Origin of the sequence: Pseudomonas sp. 8Z, from assembly GCF_902506535.1 — a bacterium.
Lineage (GTDB): Bacteria > Pseudomonadota > Gammaproteobacteria > Pseudomonadales > Pseudomonadaceae > Aquipseudomonas.
In genome coordinates this window covers 326,742-343,852 of sequence record NZ_LR733825.1, presented here as the reverse complement: position 1 = coordinate 343,852, position 17,111 = coordinate 326,742, and the positions used below count along the sequence as shown (strand labels likewise).

General features: G+C 62.4%; 17 protein-coding genes. 7 read left to right on the top strand and 10 right to left on the bottom strand.

The window, feature by feature from the left end:
- Positions 1–139: 139 nt before the first annotated feature.
- The 7 genes from AERO9A_RS05830 to bioB all read right to left on the bottom strand — a co-directional run bounded on the left by AERO9A_RS05830 (position 140) and on the right by bioB (position 5,867).
- Positions 140–844, bottom strand: coding sequence for a putative metalloprotease CJM1_0395 family protein (locus AERO9A_RS05830; protein ID WP_159970990.1), 705 nt, complete (start codon positions 842–844; stop codon positions 140–142).
- Between the two features lie 57 nt (positions 845–901).
- Entirely contained in the window at positions 902–1,210 is a 309-nt protein-coding gene (locus AERO9A_RS05825; protein ID WP_159970989.1) for a hypothetical protein, read from the bottom strand.
- A gap of 98 nt (positions 1,211–1,308) precedes the next feature.
- Complete coding sequence (gene bioD, locus AERO9A_RS05820) at positions 1,309–1,995, bottom strand: dethiobiotin synthase (RefSeq protein WP_159970988.1); 687 nt, start codon at positions 1,993–1,995, stop codon at positions 1,309–1,311.
- A 24-nt stretch (positions 1,996–2,019) separates the two neighbouring features.
- On the bottom strand, positions 2,020–2,826 hold the full coding sequence (bioC, locus tag AERO9A_RS05815; RefSeq protein ID WP_159970987.1) for a malonyl-ACP O-methyltransferase BioC: 807 nt from the start codon (positions 2,824–2,826) through the stop codon (positions 2,020–2,022).
- The gene (locus AERO9A_RS05810; RefSeq protein ID WP_159970986.1) at positions 2,819–3,541 is read right to left on the bottom strand and encodes an alpha/beta fold hydrolase; all 723 of its coding nucleotides are present in this window, start codon (positions 3,539–3,541) and stop codon (positions 2,819–2,821) included. The genes bioC and AERO9A_RS05810 overlap by 8 nt, the downstream gene beginning before the upstream one ends.
- Positions 3,534–4,703 (bottom strand): 8-amino-7-oxononanoate synthase, encoded by a 1,170-nt coding sequence (gene bioF / locus AERO9A_RS05805; RefSeq protein WP_159970985.1) that lies wholly within the window; start codon positions 4,701–4,703, stop codon positions 3,534–3,536. The genes AERO9A_RS05810 and bioF overlap by 8 nt, the downstream gene beginning before the upstream one ends.
- A gap of 105 nt (positions 4,704–4,808) precedes the next feature.
- Positions 4,809–5,867: a biotin synthase BioB gene (bioB, locus tag AERO9A_RS05800; protein ID WP_159970984.1), complete on the bottom strand. Its 1,059-nt coding sequence runs from the start codon at positions 5,865–5,867 to the stop codon at positions 4,809–4,811.
- A gap of 194 nt (positions 5,868–6,061) precedes the next feature.
- On the opposite strand from bioB, the gene AERO9A_RS05795 reads away from it, so the two are divergent.
- From AERO9A_RS05795 to rarD, 6 genes are all read left to right on the top strand, one after another.
- Entirely contained in the window at positions 6,062–6,355 is a 294-nt protein-coding gene (locus AERO9A_RS05795; protein WP_159970983.1) for a hypothetical protein, read from the top strand.
- Between the two features lie 201 nt (positions 6,356–6,556).
- Positions 6,557–7,294 (top strand): ComF family protein, encoded by a 738-nt coding sequence (locus tag AERO9A_RS05790; RefSeq protein WP_159970982.1) that lies wholly within the window; start codon positions 6,557–6,559, stop codon positions 7,292–7,294.
- Positions 7,295–7,357: 63 nt separating this feature from the next.
- Positions 7,358–8,122 (top strand): TOBE domain-containing protein, encoded by a 765-nt coding sequence (locus AERO9A_RS05785; protein ID WP_159970981.1) that lies wholly within the window; start codon positions 7,358–7,360, stop codon positions 8,120–8,122.
- 111 nt (positions 8,123–8,233) lie between these two features.
- Entirely contained in the window at positions 8,234–9,208 is a 975-nt protein-coding gene (locus AERO9A_RS05780) for a serine/threonine protein kinase (protein WP_159970980.1), read from the top strand.
- 50 nt (positions 9,209–9,258) lie between these two features.
- Entirely contained in the window at positions 9,259–10,221 is a 963-nt protein-coding gene (locus AERO9A_RS05775; RefSeq protein ID WP_159970979.1) for a lysozyme inhibitor LprI family protein, read from the top strand.
- Positions 10,222–10,290: 69 nt separating this feature from the next.
- Positions 10,291–11,184: an EamA family transporter RarD gene (gene rarD, locus AERO9A_RS05770; protein WP_159970978.1), complete on the top strand. Its 894-nt coding sequence runs from the start codon at positions 10,291–10,293 to the stop codon at positions 11,182–11,184.
- A 231-nt stretch (positions 11,185–11,415) separates the two neighbouring features.
- On the opposite strand, the gene AERO9A_RS05765 is transcribed toward rarD, so the two are convergent.
- The gene (locus AERO9A_RS05765; protein WP_159970977.1) at positions 11,416–11,934 is read right to left on the bottom strand and encodes a glycine cleavage system protein R; all 519 of its coding nucleotides are present in this window, start codon (positions 11,932–11,934) and stop codon (positions 11,416–11,418) included.
- A 26-nt stretch (positions 11,935–11,960) separates the two neighbouring features.
- The gene (locus tag AERO9A_RS05760) at positions 11,961–12,410 is read right to left on the bottom strand and encodes an N-acetyltransferase (protein ID WP_159970976.1); all 450 of its coding nucleotides are present in this window, start codon (positions 12,408–12,410) and stop codon (positions 11,961–11,963) included.
- A 273-nt stretch (positions 12,411–12,683) separates the two neighbouring features.
- Here AERO9A_RS05760 and AERO9A_RS05755 point away from each other — a divergent pair, with 273 nt between their 5' ends.
- Positions 12,684–14,861 (top strand): malate synthase G, encoded by a 2,178-nt coding sequence (locus AERO9A_RS05755; RefSeq protein WP_159970975.1) that lies wholly within the window; start codon positions 12,684–12,686, stop codon positions 14,859–14,861.
- Between the two features lie 864 nt (positions 14,862–15,725).
- Here AERO9A_RS05755 and AERO9A_RS05750 read toward each other — a convergent pair.
- Positions 15,726–16,841 (bottom strand): acyltransferase, encoded by a 1,116-nt coding sequence (locus AERO9A_RS05750; RefSeq protein ID WP_159970974.1) that lies wholly within the window; start codon positions 16,839–16,841, stop codon positions 15,726–15,728.
- Between the last annotated feature and the right edge of the window lie 270 nt (positions 16,842–17,111).

Sequence of the window (17,111 nt, the reverse complement as noted above, 5' to 3'; positions counted from 1 at the left end):
GTTGTCAGGTAACCGCACATGCGGTCTGTGCGGGCTCGATCCCGGCGGCCTGGTCACGGAGTCAGGAGCAGGCGATCAAACAGGCGTTTGAAACATACGTTTACGCCTATTCCTTGTCAAGCACCGACCAGCCGCACGTTCATGCGACCTGGTCGATAAGCGAGACAGGCTCCTGCAAATCACCCATTCGGCGGTATAGATCAAGATTAGGAGGGGGCGCGGCAGCCTGCTGGGCAGTGCTGTCAGCTCCTGATTGATCGGTCTCATCAGTTGCTGCCGACTCTTGGCTGCCTTGCTCATCGGCACGCACCTGCGCCAACTCAGCTCTGGCCTGCGCCGCTTGCGCCTGAGCCATCGCAGCCACGCTCAGGTCTTGCGCTGAAGGCTCGGCAGGCGCCAGGGCCGCGCGTCGGACGATTTCCATTTTCTGCAGCGTTGCCTCGGGATCACCCGGTATTGCACTGGCGTCGATTCCCACCTCTCCAGACACCGCATAACGCTGCCCATCGGGGCCGCGTTCGAAGCGATAAGTCGGTGAACCGGCATGCTGCCCACCCACGGCAGCGTGCGCTTGCTCGTGAGTCCGCACCTCACGGTCACGCTGAGCCAAATCAGAAATTTCGAGCGCTTCCTGGCGTAACTCCTGCTCGCTCTTGTCACTTGAAGACCGTTCGCCCTGCTCCTTGCGTGCAGAGGTCGAGGCATCGCGTGGCGCCTGCTGAGCCGGGCTAGCCGGAGCAAGGTCAGAGCGGATCAGATCAGGAGAAACGTCGGCAGAGAGAGGGCGGGCCGATGTAGAGACCGGAGTGGGAAGGACATAGGACGTGCCGGAACCGATCTGCATGCTGTGTCGCCTCCGCGCAAGAAGGCGTGGCCAAGCCGAGGCGCTAGGCCCTCGGCATTAGGCGCGGGTATCGATCAGAGTGCCCAAAACCTCGTCGGCGGTGTCGACGACACGGGCATTGGCACGGACTTCATTTTCACCGACACGTAGAGCAACCAGGCTTTCGGTGAGATCAGGACTATTGGCATCCGCATTTTGCGGCGTCGGGTTGACCTGATTTTGCGCAGTATTCAGGTTGCTCTGGTTGGTTTGCTGAGCCTGAGGCAGGCCGCTACCGGCAATATCAAAAGCGGCCTGATCGACACGCCGTTGCCCGGACTGGATGCCGCTCAGGCCTGAACTGAATGCACTGGGAGAGATTTGCATGTAACCGCCCTCTCGGGTTTAAAAGCCACTGCTGTCTATTGAAGCAGAAGCTGCCTAAAAAATGTACAGGCAAATCGCTATGCTCGGGTTACCGCTTATTACGATGCGAGCAAAGCATTGAGATCAAGGTAATCGGCGACCAGGGCAGGCGTGGCCTGTGCCAACCGTGGCACACGCCCCAAACAGGGTGCCGCCAAGCGCTCGGCGAGCGTGGCGAGGTTGTCATCAAGCCGCGAGGTCTGCGGATCGACCACGTTGGCGACCCAACCGGCCAGGCGCAATCCATCTCGGGCAATGGCTTCAGCAGTGAGCACGGCGTGGTTGATGCAGCCCAGACGCACCCCCACCACCAGAATCACCGGTAAATCCAGCGCCACGGGCAGGTCAGACAGCGTTTGCTGCCCACTCAGCGGCACGCGCCAGCCGCCTGCGCCTTCGACCAACGTAAAATCCGCCCGACGCGCCAAAACCGCACCGACGGCGGCCTGCAAGCAGGCCACGTCCAGCACTACACCCGCCTCACGCGCCGCCAGATGCGGGGCAATGGCCGGGGCGAAAGCCAGCGGATTGACCTCCTCATAGCGCAGCGCCAGTGAGCACTGACCAAGCAAAGCCAAGGCATCGTCATTGCGCACCCCCTCGCTCGTCAGGATGCAACCGGAGGCCACCGGCTTGGCCGCCGCCGTGCTCAACCCGGCGCGCCGTGCGGCGTGCAGCAGCGCGGCAGCGATGGTGGTCTTGCCGACTTCGGTATCAGTGCCCGTCACGAAATAGGCGTGAGGCATGTAAAGGTTCTCCTGGGGGGCGGTTCAGTGAGGCTTGCGCAATACGCCGTAAACCACCTGATAGGTGACCGGCAAGCCGTCTGCATCGCGATAACGCTCATAGGCCGCCAGCAGTGCGGCAATCCGCGCGCGGCTGGTCAGGCCATCGGGACGGCCAGGGTTGAGGTTGTGTGCGCCAATGTCCTTGAGCGAACGCGTCAGGCTGCGCAGATCAGGAAAGTGCAGCACCTGCGCCTCACGCTGCAGGCTCAGCACGCGCAGATCGCTGGCGGCGCACAGACGCTGGTAATCCTCGAAGTGACGAAAGCGATTGACGTGGACGAAGCCGTCGACCGTCTGCCAACTGTCGCGCAACTCCTGCAGCGTACCGACGCACAAGCTGGAAAACCCCAGCACACCGCCCGGCCTCAACACCCGCTGCGCCTCAGCCAGTACCCGCGCAAAGTCGCCACACCATTGCAGCGCCAGGCTGGAAAACAGCAAGTCGACGCAAGCGGCCTGCAGGGGCAACGCTTCGGCATCACCGGCGATGAAGTGCACCGCGCCGCCCAGCGAGCGCGCGTGTTGCAACATGCCTTCTGCGATATCCACAGCCAGCCCTTGACCATCAGCGAAACGCTCGCCAAGCAGACGGGTGAAATGCCCCGTGCCGCTGCCCAGATCAACCCAGCGCTGTGGCGCCAGTGCAGGCGGCAAGCGCATCAACAGTTGTGTGCCGACACGACGCTGCAACTCGGCCACGGCGTCGTAGCTGGCAGCCGCGCGGGAAAAGGATGCCGCGACCTGGCGTTTGTCAGGCAGGCCCGCGCACGACGCGTGCACCTCAGTCATGGCCAGCCCTGTGCATAAAATCGAGCATTGCGGCTGCCAGAGCGTGCGCCTGTTCGACCACCAGCGCATGGCTGCACGCTTGCACGACCTGAACCTCGCCACGCGCTAATAACCCGCGCAGTCCGTCGGCGGCTGCAGCAGGCACCAGCGCATCCTGCTCGGCCAGCAGGTGCAGTTGCGGCCCGGTATAAGTCGACAGTGCCTGGCGATTGTCCAACGCGGCCAATAATCGCAACCCCGCCAGGAGTTGCGCGGGCTCAGCCGCGAGCGGGTGCGCCTGTAACTGACGTGACAGCCCGCGCGTATCCTTCGCGCCCTGCGCACAGAGCATGGCAAAGCGCTTGCGCGTGGCATCGGGCTGTTGTTCACAGCTCTGATAGAACGCTTCGAACGTGACAGGCGACATCGCGCTCGGCCAATCGGGGCGGGCCACAAAGCAGGCATTACTGGCTAGGCTGATCAAGCCCCGACACTGCTCCCCTCGGCGCGCCGCCAAGGCGGTGGCGAGCATGCCACCGAGCGACCATCCGGCCAGCCAGCAATCGGTAGGCAAACGCACATCCAGCTCATCGAGCCAATCGCTGAGTGCACCGGAGGCCAGCCTTGGTAATACCGGCGTGTGCACCTGCACGGCGCCCCCCAGGGTTTCTGCCAAGGCTTGCAGCACGACACCATCGAGGCCCCAGCCGGGCAACAGGATCAGCCGCTCAACCATCGCCACGTACCTGGGGCCAGCAATCGGCGAGGGCATGGAGTAACTGTTCGAGTTGCGCATCGCTGTGCGCGGCGGACAGGGTCACGCGCAGGCGCGCACTGCCAGCCGGCACAGTCGGCGGACGGATGGCGCCAACCAGCAGGCCGCGCTCGCGCAAAAGTGCGGACAATTTCAGCGCGCGGGCGCTGTCGCCAATCAGAATCGGCTGAATCGGCGTGAAGCTGTCCATCAGGCTCAGGCCGATCTCGTCGGCGCCAGCGCGAAAACGCGCGACCAGCCGCGCCAGATGCTCGCGGCGCCAGCCTTCGCTGCGCAACAATTCCAGGCTTTTCAGAGTGGCGCAGGCCACTGCCGGGGGCTGACTGGTGGTGTAGATGTAGGGGCGGGCGAACTGAATCAGGGTTTCGATCAATTCATCACTGCCTGCGACAAAGGCACCGGCAGTGCCGAAGCCCTTACCTAGCGTGCCAACCAATACCTGCACAGCGTCCAGGCCCAGGCCGAAATGCTCGACGATGCCGCCGCCGTTGGCGCCCAGCGTGCCGAAACCATGGGCATCGTCGACCATCACCCAGGCTTTGCGCTTGCGCGCCTCGGTGCACAGGGTCGGCAGGTCGGCAACGTCACCGTCCATACTGAACACGCCGTCGGTGACCACTAGACAATCGCCCTGCGACTTGTCCAGACGCTTGCCGAGGCTGTCGCCATCGTTGTGCAAGTAACGCGAGAAGCGTGCGCCACTGAGCAACCCGGCATCCAGCAGCGAAGCGTGGTTAAGACGATCCTGCAGCACGCTGTCGCCCTGCCCGACCAGCGCCGTGACCGCCGCCAGATTGGCCATGTAACCAGTGGAAAACAGCAGCGCACGCGGGCGCCCGGTGAACGCGGCGAGGGCTTCTTCCAGTTCGTGGTGCGGCGTACTGTGGCCGACCACCAGGTGCGAGGCGCCACCGCCGACGCCCCATTTTTCCGCGCCCTGCTGCATGGCACGGATCACTTCGGGGTGATTGGCCAAGCCGAGGTAGTCGTTGGAGCAGAAATTCACCAGCATCTGCCCGTCGACCTGCACCTGCGGGCCCTGCGGCGCCTGCAGCAGCGGACGCTGGCGATAGAGACTGGCGGCACGGCGCTCGGCCAGACGGGAAGCAAGATCGAAAGACATCGACGGCACCGGGAAACGGTGGATAAGCGCAAGCGGGTTATCCAGCCTACGCCTCACATCGAGCGGCGTAGGCTGGATGACGCTTCATCCATCCACCAAGGGATATCAAGCCGAAGCGGCGTTATAGAACAGCTTGGAATCGCGCTGCTCGACCAGCGCCTGCTCGATGGCCGCCTGATGCACCTCGTCGGCGTGTTCTTCGCGCTCTTCCGGCTTGATGCCGAGACGCTTGAACAGGGCCATGTCCTTGTCCGCCTGCGGGTTAGCGGTGGTCAGCAGCTTCTCGCCATAGAAGATCGAGTTGGCGCCGGCCATAAAGGCCAGGGCCTGCATCTGCTCGTTCATCGCCTCACGGCCAGCGGACAGGCGCACGTGGGATTTCGGCATCATGATGCGCGCCACCGCCAGAGTGCGGATGAAGTCGAACGGGTCGACGTCCTTTTCCTCGGCCAGCGGCGTGCCCTTGACCTTGACCAGCATGTTGATCGGCACCGACTCCGGGTGCTCGGGCAGGTTGGCCAGTTGGATCAGCAGCCCGGCGCGGTCGTCCACCGACTCGCCCATGCCGAGGATGCCGCCGGAGCAGATCTTCATGCCTGCCTCACGCACGTATGCCAGCGTTTGCAAGCGCTCGCTGTAGGTGCGGGTGGTGATGATGTTGCCGTAGAACTCCGGCGAGGTGTCGAGGTTGTGGTTGTAGTAGTCCAGCCCGGCCTCGGCCAGCGCCTGGGTCTGCTCCTGATCGAGGCGACCGAGGGTCATGCAGGTTTCCAGGCCGAGTTTCTTCACGCCTTTGACCATCTCCAGCACGTAGGGCATGTCCTTGGCCGATGGGTGCTTCCACGCCGCGCCCATACAGAAGCGCGTCGAGCCGATGGCCTTGGCCTCGGCGGCGGCCTCCAGCACCTTCTGCACCTCCATCAGCTTTTCCTTGTCCAGGCCGGTGTTGTAGTGGCCGGACTGCGGGCAATACTTGCAGTCTTCCGGGCAGGCGCCGGTCTTGATCGACAGCAGTGTCGAGACCTGCACGCGGTTCGGGTCGAAGTGCTGGCGGTGGATGGTCTGCGCCTGGAACAGCAGGTCGTTGAACGGCTGCTCGAACAGGGCACGCACCTCGGCGAGCGTCCAATCGTGGCGTGAGGAAACAGCGGAGGTTGTGCTCATGGAGAAGTCCTTCGACGCTTGGCGGCATCTGTCATGGGGCCCAGGCGGGCATTCAGGCTTTGGCCATCATAGAAACCCTTGGAACGCTGTCAACCTTAAAAAAGACACAGGTTTACGTTAGATCATTATTTAACCAATAGAACTTCCGAGATGGCATAAGGCCCAATGCACATCGTTCACACAGGATTTGCGACATGCGGGTAGAAGGTTTCTTCGAGGGGCTCGGCCATGCGCTGGGGCAAATGATCCGATTTATCGTCGATCTGCTTTCCGGGGCACTGGGCGCCGTGGCGGATGCAGTGGACGATTTTCTCCATGGACTAGCGAACGCCATCGGTATGGACAGCTCGATCTTCAGCATCATCCTGCTGATCATCGGCCTGCTGTTTCTCTACAACGGCGTGCGTGCACTGCTGCGCCGCTCCATCTTCGGCGGGGTGATATGGCTGCTGCTGGGGCTGGTGGTGATGGGCTGGCTGATCCGCTGACACGCGGCTAGGCTGAGGGCTTAGAGCCTGTTCACGATCTCGCGAGCTAGAGCCAGGCAAGGCGAAACCAGGCGAAAAAGCGCAGTTTACGAATTGTAAATGAGCATTTTGACTGGGCTCGCACGCGAGGCTGGTTTCAACGCAGCATGGCCGACGCGCAGCAGATCGTGAATAGGTTCGTAGACTCAAGGACGAGCAAGCATGGCCCTGCTGCAATCATTCCTCCTACGACGCCCCGCCTGGCTGACACTACGCCGCCAGTGCCAGTTGTGCGACGAAACCACCGACCATCCGCGTCATGACATCTGCACCGCCTGCGAGGCCGAGCTGCCCTGGCTCGGCGCCCACTGCCTGGTCTGCGCACTACCGCTGCCCGCACAGGGGATGGTCTGCGGCGCCTGCCAGAAGAAGCCACCGGCCTTCACCCGCGTCGAAGCACCCTGGCGCTATGCCTTTCCGGTCGACAGCCTGATCACCCGCTTCAAACATCAGGCGCAGTGGCCTTACGGTCGTCTGCTCGGCGAACTGCTGGCCGAACACCTGCAGCATGCCTATGACGAAGGCCTGCCGCGCCCACAGGCGCTGCTCGCCGTACCCCTGGCACAGCGGCGCGAACGCCAGCGCGGCTTCAACCAGGCGCGCATGCTCGCCGACTGGCTAAGCCGCGCCCTGCACATTCCTGCGCCCGACACCTGGCTGACGCGCACGCTAGACACCCCCGCCCAGCAAGGCCTGGACGCCGCCACGCGCAAACGCAACCTGCGCCAGGCCTTCGTCGTCAGTGCGCCGGAACAGGTCAAGGGGCAGCACCTGGCGCTGATCGACGACGTGCTGACCACCGGCGCCACCGCCAATATCCTCGCCCACCTGCTGCTGCGGGCGGGCGCGGCTCGGGTCGACGTCTACTGCCTGGCACGCACGCCGCCACCGGGAGGCTGACGCGCTCGGACTGCAGCGATTGGTTATGCTTGTGCTCCCAGCCAACCACCCAAGCACCACGCTATGTCCCAGCTCGACCCGATCGCCCAGATGCTCAGCCGCCGCCCGCAACGCCTGGCGCTGCTGGAGCAGATCGCCACCCAGGGCTCGATCACCCGCGCCGCCAAGGCCGCCGGGCTGAGCTATAAGGCCGCCTGGGACGCCATCGACGAGCTGAACAACCTGGCCGAGCAACCGCTGGTCAGCCGCAGTGTTGGCGGCAAGGGCGGTGGCGGCGCCAGCCTGACCCCGACCGGCACCCGCCTGCTCGCCCTGCACCAACGCGTGCAAGCCCTGCAGGCGCAGTTGCTGCAAGCCGCTGAGGATGATGCCGACCTGCAATTGCTGGGGCGCCTGATGTTGCGCACCAGCGCACGCAATCAGCTCGCGGGGCGCGTCTGCGCCATCACCGCTCAGGGCCACAACGACCTGATCACCCTCGAACTGCCTGGCGGCGCACGCCTGCAAGCGCAGATCACCCGCGACAGCACCGAGCGCCTGCAACTGACTATCGGCAGCAGCGTGGTGGCGCTGATAAAGGCCGGTTGGTTGGAGCTGCACCCAGCTTCGTCAGCCAGAACCGATCTCGATAACTGCCTGACCGGGCTGATCGAACAAATTCTGCCGGCCAGCGACGGCCCCTGCGAAGTCCGCATCGCCCTGCCAAACGGCCAGACGCTGTGCGCGTTGGCAGACGCCGCCCATCTGCAGCGCCTGGCACTGGACGCTGGCACCCCCGTCAGCGCACAGTTCGCCGCCAGCCAGGTTCTGCTCGGCACGCAACTGTAGGGCGGGTGCAACCCGCCAATAGCTGCAGGTGATTTCGGCGGCGGGTTGCACCCGCCCTACGGCAAGATCATTCGCCGGGTACACTGTGCGCCCAGCCATACGGAGCCACTCATGAGCCATCCCTTTTCCACCCTCACCCCGGACCTTGTCCTCGACGCCGTGGAGAGCCTGGGCTACCTCAGCGACGCCCGCGTGCTGGCACTCAACAGCTACGAGAACCGCGTCTATCAGGTGGGCATCGAGGGGGAAACGCCGCTGATCGCCAAGTTCTACCGCCCCGACCGCTGGAGCGATGCAGCGATCCGCGAGGAGCATGCCTTCAGCTTGGAGCTGGCCGAGCAGGAAGTGCCGGTGGTGGCCCCCCTGGCGCGCGATGGCGAAACGCTGTTCGAACATGGCAGCTTCCGCTTCGCCCTGTTTCCCCGTCGCGGCGGTCGCGCGCCCGAGCCGGGCAACCTCGACCAGCTCTATCGCCTCGGCCAGCTACTCGGCCGCCTGCATGCAGTGGGCGCCAGCCGACCCTTCGCCCATCGCGAACAGTTGGCGGTGGATAACTTCGGTCACGCCGCACTGGCCGCCCTGCTCGACGGCGGCTTCGTGCCGCGCAGCCTGCTGCCGGCCTATGAATCGGTCGCGCGCGACCTGCTCGCCCGCCTCGATGAATTGTTCGCCCGCGTGCGCTACCAGCCGATCCGCCTGCACGGCGACTGCCACCCCGGCAACCTGCTGTGCCGCGACGACGCCTTCCATATCGTCGACCTCGACGACTGCCGCATGGGCCCGGCGGTGCAGGATCTGTGGATGATGCTGGCCGGCGAGCGCCACGAACGCCTCGGCCAAATCGCCGAACTGGTGGACGGCTATCAAGAGTTTCACGACTTCGCCGCCCGCGAACTGCCGCTGATCGAAGGCCTGCGCGCCCTGCGCCTGATGCACCACAGCGCCTGGATCGCCAAACGCTGGGACGACCCGGCCTTCCCCTTGGCCTTCCCTTGGTTTGCCGGTGAGCGCTACTGGGGCGACCAGATTCTCGCCCTGCGCGAACAGATGGCGGCGCTGGATGAGGAACCCTTGCGGCTGTTTTGAGCCGGAGCGCAAAATTGTCGCCCCTCCACGCGCCTGACAAGGATTAGTGCATGGCCCACCGTTTTCTGATCCCCCTCGCCTGCCTGCTGCCGATGTTCGCCGAAGCCGCCAGCTTCGACTGCGCAAAGGCCAGCCATCCCATCGAACATGCAATCTGCGCAGATGCCCAACTGTCGGCCCTCGACGAACGCCTTGCCAGTACCTTCCGGCGTATCCGTCAGTTCAGCGCCAGCGGCGACAGCAGCCTGCTGGAGGAACAACGCGCCTGGCTACGCGATACCCGCCAGCAATGCGCGGCGGGCGACGTAGCAGGCTGCGTACGGCAGCGTTATGAGTGGCGTCTGCAGGAGCTATCGGAGCAGCCCAGTGAGGCCAAGGCTTTCGAGACGCAAGATTTTCTGCACTTGGACAACGCGTCCACCACCTATGACTTCCGCCTGGCACTGGACGAACCCTGTGACGAGCAATACTGCGAAAGCAGTGGCAAGCTCGCGATCCTCGCCAAGGGCAGCTCCAAGCCCCTGCAAGTCATCACCCTGCCCGGCATCTATATTGCCCGCGATGAAAGAGGCCAACCGTTGGTCAACTCGGCACGCCTTTACGACTACCAAGGCGTGATCAACGTTGATGACTTCAATTTCGACGGACACGAAGACTTCGCAGTGCAGAACGGCAACCATGGTTCTTACGGCGGGCCAAGCTACGACGTGTTCCTCTACGACAGCAAGCAGCAGGCATTTCGTCATTCACAGGCGATGACCAGGCTGATCGCCTCGACCTTGGGTTTCTTCGACGTCGATGCACAGGCACAACGCCTGCAAACCTTGGCCAAGAGCGGTTGCTGCTGGCACCGCACCAGCCGCTATCGGGTAGAAGGCAATACACCCGTCGAAGTGTGGCGCAGCACTGACGGCGCATCGCTGCACATGAGCGGGTACGTTCGTGAAGTCGAGGAGCTACGTAACGGCAAATGGCACCTGCTCAAGCGTGTGCAACTCAAGGACTACGAGTAGAGCATCCGGACAAGTGCCTGCACGCGCACTAGAATGGCGCACTCAAATCTGCCCCTCCAAGGACACCCCATGACCGCCGCCAACCCGCAACGCGGGTATCTGCTCGGACTGACCGCCTACATCATCTGGGGCCTGTTCCCCATCTACTTCAAAGCCATCCAGGCCATCCCGGCGCTGGAGATCATCGTCCACCGCGCGCTCTGGTCGGCGCTGTTCGGCGCCGCGCTGCTGATGGTGTGGAAGCACCCAGGCTGGTGGCGCGAGCTGCGTAACAACCCCAAGCGTCTGCTGGTGCTGGCTGGCTGCGGCCTGCTGATCGCCTGCAACTGGCTGGTGTACGTGTGGGCGGTAAACAACGAACGCATGCTTGAGGCCAGCCTGGGGTATTACATCAATCCGCTGGTCAACGTGCTGTTGGGCCTGTTGATCCTCGGCGAGCGCCTGCGCCGTCTGCAATGGTTGGCGGTAGCTCTGGCGGCATTGGGCGTGGCGCAGCAGGTGTGGCAGGTGGGCAGCCTGCCCTGGGTCTCGCTGGTGCTGGCGCTGACCTTCGGTTTCTATGGGCTGATCCGCAAGCAGGCACCGGTTGCCGCCCTGCCCGGCCTGGTGGTGGAAACCTGGCTGCTGCTGCCAGTCGCGCTTGCCTGGCTGGCGCTGCACCCTGCGGCGATGAGCAACCAGGCCGAGTTCTGGAGCAGTTGGCAGTGGCTGCTGCTGGCCGCAGCCGGGCCGATCACCCTGGTGCCGCTGGTGTGCTTCAATGCGGCGGCGCGCCATCTGCCCTACACCACCCTGGGTTTTCTACAATACATCGCGCCGACGCTGGTGATGCTACAAGCACTCTTGCTCTTCGGTGAGCATTTCGACCCGGCCAAGCTGATGGCCTTTACCTGTATCTGGGCGGGCCTTGCAGTCTACAGCCTGGATATCTGGCTGAGTCTGCGCAAACGCAAGGCGGCCTGACCCGCTCACCCTGAGCAGAAAACACTCAGCTCCCGGCCAACCGCGCCATCTCTGGCGCGGCGCACTCTGCTCCCGGCTTATCCACAGATCCATCCCCGGCATTTGTGCACAAGCCATTGATCCTGTTGGTTTTTTAGTCAACCAATGAAAAGCCCCGGCGCACTAGGACTGGCACCAGGGCTCCCCAGTTTATCCACAGGCTGATCCACCCTTGCCGTGGATATCCGCTCGTCAGTCGTCCTGGCGCAGATTGAGTTCGACCATCAGATCATCGGCCAGGGTTTCCAGATGTGCCTGCAACTGCTCCAGCGAGAGCGTCTCGGGCACGGCCAGCAGCGCTTCGGCGGTAAATAGCAACTCGCCGCTCATCGGTGCCGGCGCCACTTCGGTCAGCAGGCTCTCCAGATTGACGCCCTGCTCGGCCAGCACGCGGGTGATGTCGCGCACGATGCCGGGGCGATCATTACCCACCAGCTCCAAGCGAATGGCGCTGTAGCGCCCCGCCGGTTCGCTACCGCTAGCCGCCAGTTGCACGCGAATACCCTGACTGCCGAGCGCTTGCAGCGCCTGGATCAGCCCGGCATGAGCCTCGGCAGCCACCTCGACGCGCAGAATGCCGGCAAACTGCCCGGCCATACGCGCCATACGGCTCTCCAGCCAGTTGCCACCGTGCGCCGCGATGCAGGCGGCAATGCGCTCGACCAGGCCGGGTTGATCCTCGGCTATCACTGTCAGTACCAAATGATCCATGCGTGACCTCACTCGATGCGAAAGACTCAGCCGCTTAGCGGCAGCCAGTAGGTGAAGAACTGCTCATCACGAATGTACCCCAAACGCTCGTAAAGGCGCTGGCCTGCCAGGTTGGTTCTTGCCGTTTCCAGTTGCAGGCCACAGGCGCCAGACGCCTCGGCATGGGTGCGAGCGGCATTCATCAACGCCTCACCAACGCCGCAGCGGCGCGCCGCCTCATCGACATACAAATCGCTCAGCAGCCAAGCTGGTGCCAACGCCAGGGACGACTGCAAGGGATAGAGCTGGACGAAACCCTGCGCATGCCCCAGCGCATCACGGGCGATCAATAGCTGCGAGTCGCCCTGCTGCAACCGCGCAGCGAGAAAGCGCTGGATTTGCACAGCAGGGCGTGGCACTTCGTAGAAGCATAAATAGGCCGCGAACAACCGGGTAAGATCGGCGAGATCAGCGGCAACAGCAGCGGTTACTGGCATAGTGCGCCCCCAAAAGTTCGATGTAGCAGTATAGGCAGCACGCCGCAACGCCTACATGACTCATACAAGCCACTTACAGATATGGGACAATAAATTCATTTTATGTATACAAGATGCAATATCGTGACCGCGAAAAAGCTTTTGGTCGCGAACTGACGCAGACCCCGTGCATTCCCCCGAAATCATGATGTAGTATCCCGCGCCACGGACTACAAGACGGCCAGGCCGTCTCCGATGCGGCTATCGAGTAAAGCTCAGAGAGTGAGGCAAGTGATGACTGAACGCGTTCAAGTCGGTGGCCTGCAGGTCGCCAAAGCCCTGTACGACTTCGTGAACAACGAAGCCATCCCCGGTACCGGCATCGCTGCCGATAAATTCTGGGCCGGCGCTGCCGCCGTAATCGCCGAGCTGGCGCCGAAGAACCGTGCCCTGCTGACCAAGCGCGACGAGTTGCAGGCACAGATCGACGCCTGGCACCAGGCGCGCAAGGGCCAGGCGCATGACGCCGCGGCCTACAAAGCCTTCCTGCAGGAAATCGGCTACCTGCTGCCTGAGCCTGCCGACTTCCAGGCCGTCACCAGCAATGTCGACGAAGAAATCGCCCGTCTGGCCGGCCCGCAGTTGGTGGTGCCGGTAATGAATGCACGCTTCGCTCTCAACGCCTCCAACGCCCGCTGGGGCTCGCTGTACGACGCCCTCTACGGCACCGACGTGATCAGTGAGGCAGACGGCGCCGAGAAAGGTAAGGGCTACAACAAGGTACGTGGCGACAAGGTCATCGCCTTCGCCCGTGCCTTCCTCGACGAAGCCGCACCACTGGCCGCAGGCTCGCATATCGATGCCACCGGCTATCGCATCGAAGGTGGCAAGCTGGTCGTGACGCTCAAAAGTGGCAGCCACAGCGGCCTGCGCGACAACGCGCAATTGGTTGGCTTCCAGGGTGAGGCCAGCGCGCCGATCGCCGTACTGCTCAAGCACAACGGCCTGCACTTCGAAATCCAGATCGACGCCAGCAGCCCCATCGGCAGCACCGATGCTGCCGGTGTGAAAGACGTGCTGATGGAAGCGGCACTGACCACCATCATGGACTGCGAGGATTCCGTGGCTGCCGTCGATGCCGACGACAAGGTGGTGGTCTATCGCAACTGGCTGGGCCTGATGAAGGGCGACCTGGCCGAGGAAGTGTCCAAGGGTGGCAGTACCTTCACCCGCACCATGAACCCGGATCGCGTCTACACCCAGCCGGACGGCACCGAACTGACCCTGCATGGCCGCAGCCTGCTGTTCATCCGTAACGTCGGCCACCTGATGACCAACCCGGCCATCCTCGATGCCGAGGGCAATGAGATTCCCGAGGGCATCCAGGACGCGCTGTTCACCAGCCTGATCGCGATTCACAACCTGGGTGGCAACACCACACGCAAGAACACCCGCACCGGCAGCGTCTACATCGTCAAACCGAAGATGCACGGCCCGGAAGAAGTCGCCTTCACCAGCGAGATCTTCACCCGTGTTGAAGAGGTGCTGGGCCTGCCGCGCAACACCCTGAAGGTCGGCATCATGGACGAGGAGCGCCGCACCACGGTCAACCTCAAGGCTTGCATCCAGGCGGCCAGCGAGCGCGTGGTGTTCATCAACACGGGCTTCCTCGACCGCACCGGAGACGAGATTCACACCTCCATGGAAGCCGGCGCGGTGGTGCGCAAGGCCGCCATGAAGAGCGAAACCTGGATCGGTGCCTACGAGAACAACAATGTTGACGTCGGCCTGGCCACCGGCCTGCAGGGCCGCGCACAGATCGGCAAGGGCATGTGGGCCATGCCGGATCTGATGGCCGCCATGCTCGAACAAAAGATCGCCCACCCGCTGTCCGGCGCCAACACTGCCTGGGTACCGTCGCCGACCGCCGCCACCCTGCACGCGCTGCACTACCACAAGGTCGACGTATTCGCCCGCCAGGCCGAACTGGCCAAGCGCACCCCGGCCTCGGTTGACGACATCCTGACCATCCCGCTGGCCAAGGACACCAACTGGAGCCAGGACGAGATCCGCAACGAGCTGGACAACAACGCGCAAGGCATCCTCGGCTACGTGGTGCGCTGGATCGACCAGGGCGTCGGCTGCTCAAAGGTGCCGGACATCAACGACATCGGCCTGATGGAAGACCGCGCCACCCTGCGTATTTCCAGCCAGTTGCTGGCCAACTGGCTGCGCCACGGCATCGTCACCGAAGCGCAGGTGGTGGAAAGCCTCAAGCGTATGGCGCCGGTGGTCGACCGCCAGAACGCTGCTGACCCGGCGTACCGCCCGATGGCGCCGGACTTCGACAACAATGTCGCCTTCCAGGCCGCGCTGGAGCTGGTGATCGAGGGCACCAAGCAGCCCAACGGCTACACCGAGCCGGTGCTGCATCGTCGTCGTCGCGAGTTCAAGGCCAAGAACGGGCTGTAAGCCACCAACGAAAAGCCGCCTCATCGAGGCGGTTTTTTTATGGGTGGGGGATCATTGTGAGTGGTGGTGCTGGCGTTGGTATGGCCCGGCGGACTGTCCGCTGGCGCTATGAGCGGTCAGCGCCCCGACCAGCCCTGCGCCTGATTTTGGTACCGGACTTGTTCAGGCGTCAGTTCCGAATTGCCGCGTTCTTGTTGATGTCTTTGGTTTCGCCTTCCCAGGCGAGTCACTTTGCGGGCAAAGTAACCAAACCCTCCGCCCGTTCATCCGGCCCTGGCTACGCCAGGGTTCGCTACTCGCTTTGCTCGCCCTTCGAGCCAGCCTTCGGCTGTTACTTCGCTTCGCTACGTTTCACTCCATCGTCGCTCCAGAGGCCCGCCACGGTGGGCCATCCCTGGCCCATCGTGGCTCTCTCAACCTCTTCCACGACGATTCCGTTCGCCCTCCTGGGCGGGCTCTGCACGCGCCTGAACCCGAGGTACCCCAGAAGCAGCACGGAGTGGTTGTACATGAGGTCAGCCGGGCGGACTCAGGAGCGCCAGCGAACAGTTCGCCGGGCAAGGCCCAGTTCGGCACCACAACCTACTCCCAGTGCTCCCAACGGCGTGCTGCTTCGCGAGTAAGCCCTACGCGAATGAAACTATTGGTTTAACTCGACGACCCAGTCGCGACTTCACAGCTAACGAAACACGCCGCGCTTGCTCGGAATAACTGTACGTTCAGGCACGCTAACGCCCCCTTCAGGAGGCCTGAAATTCCGGCCGCCTACACCGACGACAAGTGGTGGTCACGAGTTTGATTGCGGACTCCTACGGGTGACTGCAACTTAATTGCCATTGGCCTGCGACTGTTGGATTGACTTTTTCATTTTCGGAAAAGCACTCTATTCAGACTTGCGGTAACGCCTCTGAGGGCGTTCTTGTCTTCTGCAAAGCGCGCGATCAGTTTGGCTGCCGCAATTGAAAGGACGATGGTTATGGCAGAGATGGCCAGCGATCTTGTTAGTGACCCGTAGATGTATAGCTGTGATACCCCAAGAATGAACAGCATGATTGGGAAATGTATTACGTACAGCGTGTACGAATAGCTTGCATGGCCATGGAACCATGTGGGAAATCGGGTCGCGCCCCCCATTATCATGGCTAGATAGCACGCGAACCATAGGCCCGAAGACAGGCGAAAATAGTTAAGCGGATCACTCCATACGTGCTTGGGAGGTGAGCCCGGTAGCCACACCCAAACGACAGTCACCGCCATGAGTCCTGTCATGAGGATGAATAGTCGGCTGAACAAACGGTTGCTCATCGCTGGCTTGCTCTGATGAATGAAGGCAAGCGCAAAGCCTGTAAACCACACGGGTGCGAGGATGTAAAAAAGCGAGACTTTGCGAGTTATGAATAAGGTAAGCACCAACAGAGCGACCGCAAGCCATTTACGAGTGGGCCAGATCGCCAGCGCCCCAGCCAAAACGTAGTACCAAGCTTCGTAAGACAAGCTCCAAAGCGGGCCGTTGACAGTAGGCGTATTGGTTTTGAAGCCGTTGAGGAATGCCAGGGCACCAAACAGTTCTTTGGCGACTACCGAGTACTCGGAACGCACGAACGTGACACCTGGAATAGACAATAGAGAATGGGTTCCCGATGGAAAAAACAGTGGTGCTACAGCAGCGATCAGAACCATCAGTGCCAACGCCGCGATAAGCGGAGGGTACAGTCTAAGTGCTCGATCTCGACCATACTGCGCGATATCAAAAGCGCCGTTCTTGGCTGAGTTGTTGTAGACCGATTTCCCGATGAGGAAGCCGCTCAGAACAAAAAAGACCATCACCGAAAGCTGAGTGAAGTAACCAACGACGGTCGAGCCCTTCTGGAGCGTAGGCAGCAGTAACGTCTGGTTTGTATGACCGAACAGCACGATGAGGGCAGAAAGAGCCCGGATGGAGTCAAGCTGACGGGACTGGTCTCGCGTGATGCGTACCACTGGGAGCATCCTCTGCCCATTATTGAAGTGCGCAATAGTCGCATTTTGCCGTCACCCTTGCACCCTTTGGCCCATACATGGTTGGCCTTGGGCGCCACCTCAAATTTATTTCAACGATCAAGACTGGCGGCCACACCAGCCCGCAGGCTGTTTTGTGGAGTTTTGTCGGATATTTCGCCATCAGCACACGACAGGATTCCCGCAAAAGCACGCCAAATAACGTGCGTCGCTACAGTTCACTCGCAGACCACAGCGGTTCGCTGCTGCTCT

Coding starts and splice junctions, on each gene's coding strand:
- bioC (WP_159970987.1), bottom strand. CDS start 2,826: ATGACTGAGGTGCACGCGTCGTGCGCGGGCCTGCCTGACAAACGCCAG.
- AERO9A_RS05775 (WP_159970979.1), top strand. CDS start 9,259: ATGGCCCACCGTTTTCTGATCCCCCTCGCCTGCCTGCTGCCGATGTTC.
- AERO9A_RS05755 (WP_159970975.1), top strand. CDS start 12,684: ATGACTGAACGCGTTCAAGTCGGTGGCCTGCAGGTCGCCAAAGCCCTG.
- AERO9A_RS05810 (WP_159970986.1), bottom strand. CDS start 3,541: ATGGTTGAGCGGCTGATCCTGTTGCCCGGCTGGGGCCTCGATGGTGTC.
- AERO9A_RS05785 (WP_159970981.1), top strand. CDS start 7,358: ATGTCCCAGCTCGACCCGATCGCCCAGATGCTCAGCCGCCGCCCGCAA.
- AERO9A_RS05790 (WP_159970982.1), top strand. CDS start 6,557: ATGGCCCTGCTGCAATCATTCCTCCTACGACGCCCCGCCTGGCTGACA.
- bioD (WP_159970988.1), bottom strand. CDS start 1,995: ATGCCTCACGCCTATTTCGTGACGGGCACTGATACCGAAGTCGGCAAG.
- AERO9A_RS05825 (WP_159970989.1), bottom strand. CDS start 1,210: ATGCAAATCTCTCCCAGTGCATTCAGTTCAGGCCTGAGCGGCATCCAG.
- AERO9A_RS05795 (WP_159970983.1), top strand. CDS start 6,062: ATGCGGGTAGAAGGTTTCTTCGAGGGGCTCGGCCATGCGCTGGGGCAA.
- rarD (WP_159970978.1), top strand. CDS start 10,291: ATGACCGCCGCCAACCCGCAACGCGGGTATCTGCTCGGACTGACCGCC.
- AERO9A_RS05780 (WP_159970980.1), top strand. CDS start 8,234: ATGAGCCATCCCTTTTCCACCCTCACCCCGGACCTTGTCCTCGACGCC.
- bioF (WP_159970985.1), bottom strand. CDS start 4,703: ATGTCTTTCGATCTTGCTTCCCGTCTGGCCGAGCGCCGTGCCGCCAGT.
- AERO9A_RS05765 (WP_159970977.1), bottom strand. CDS start 11,934: ATGGATCATTTGGTACTGACAGTGATAGCCGAGGATCAACCCGGCCTG.
- AERO9A_RS05760 (WP_159970976.1), bottom strand. CDS start 12,410: ATGCCAGTAACCGCTGCTGTTGCCGCTGATCTCGCCGATCTTACCCGG.
- bioB (WP_159970984.1), bottom strand. CDS start 5,867: ATGAGCACAACCTCCGCTGTTTCCTCACGCCACGATTGGACGCTCGCC.
- AERO9A_RS05830 (WP_159970990.1), bottom strand. CDS start 844: ATGCAGATCGGTTCCGGCACGTCCTATGTCCTTCCCACTCCGGTCTCT.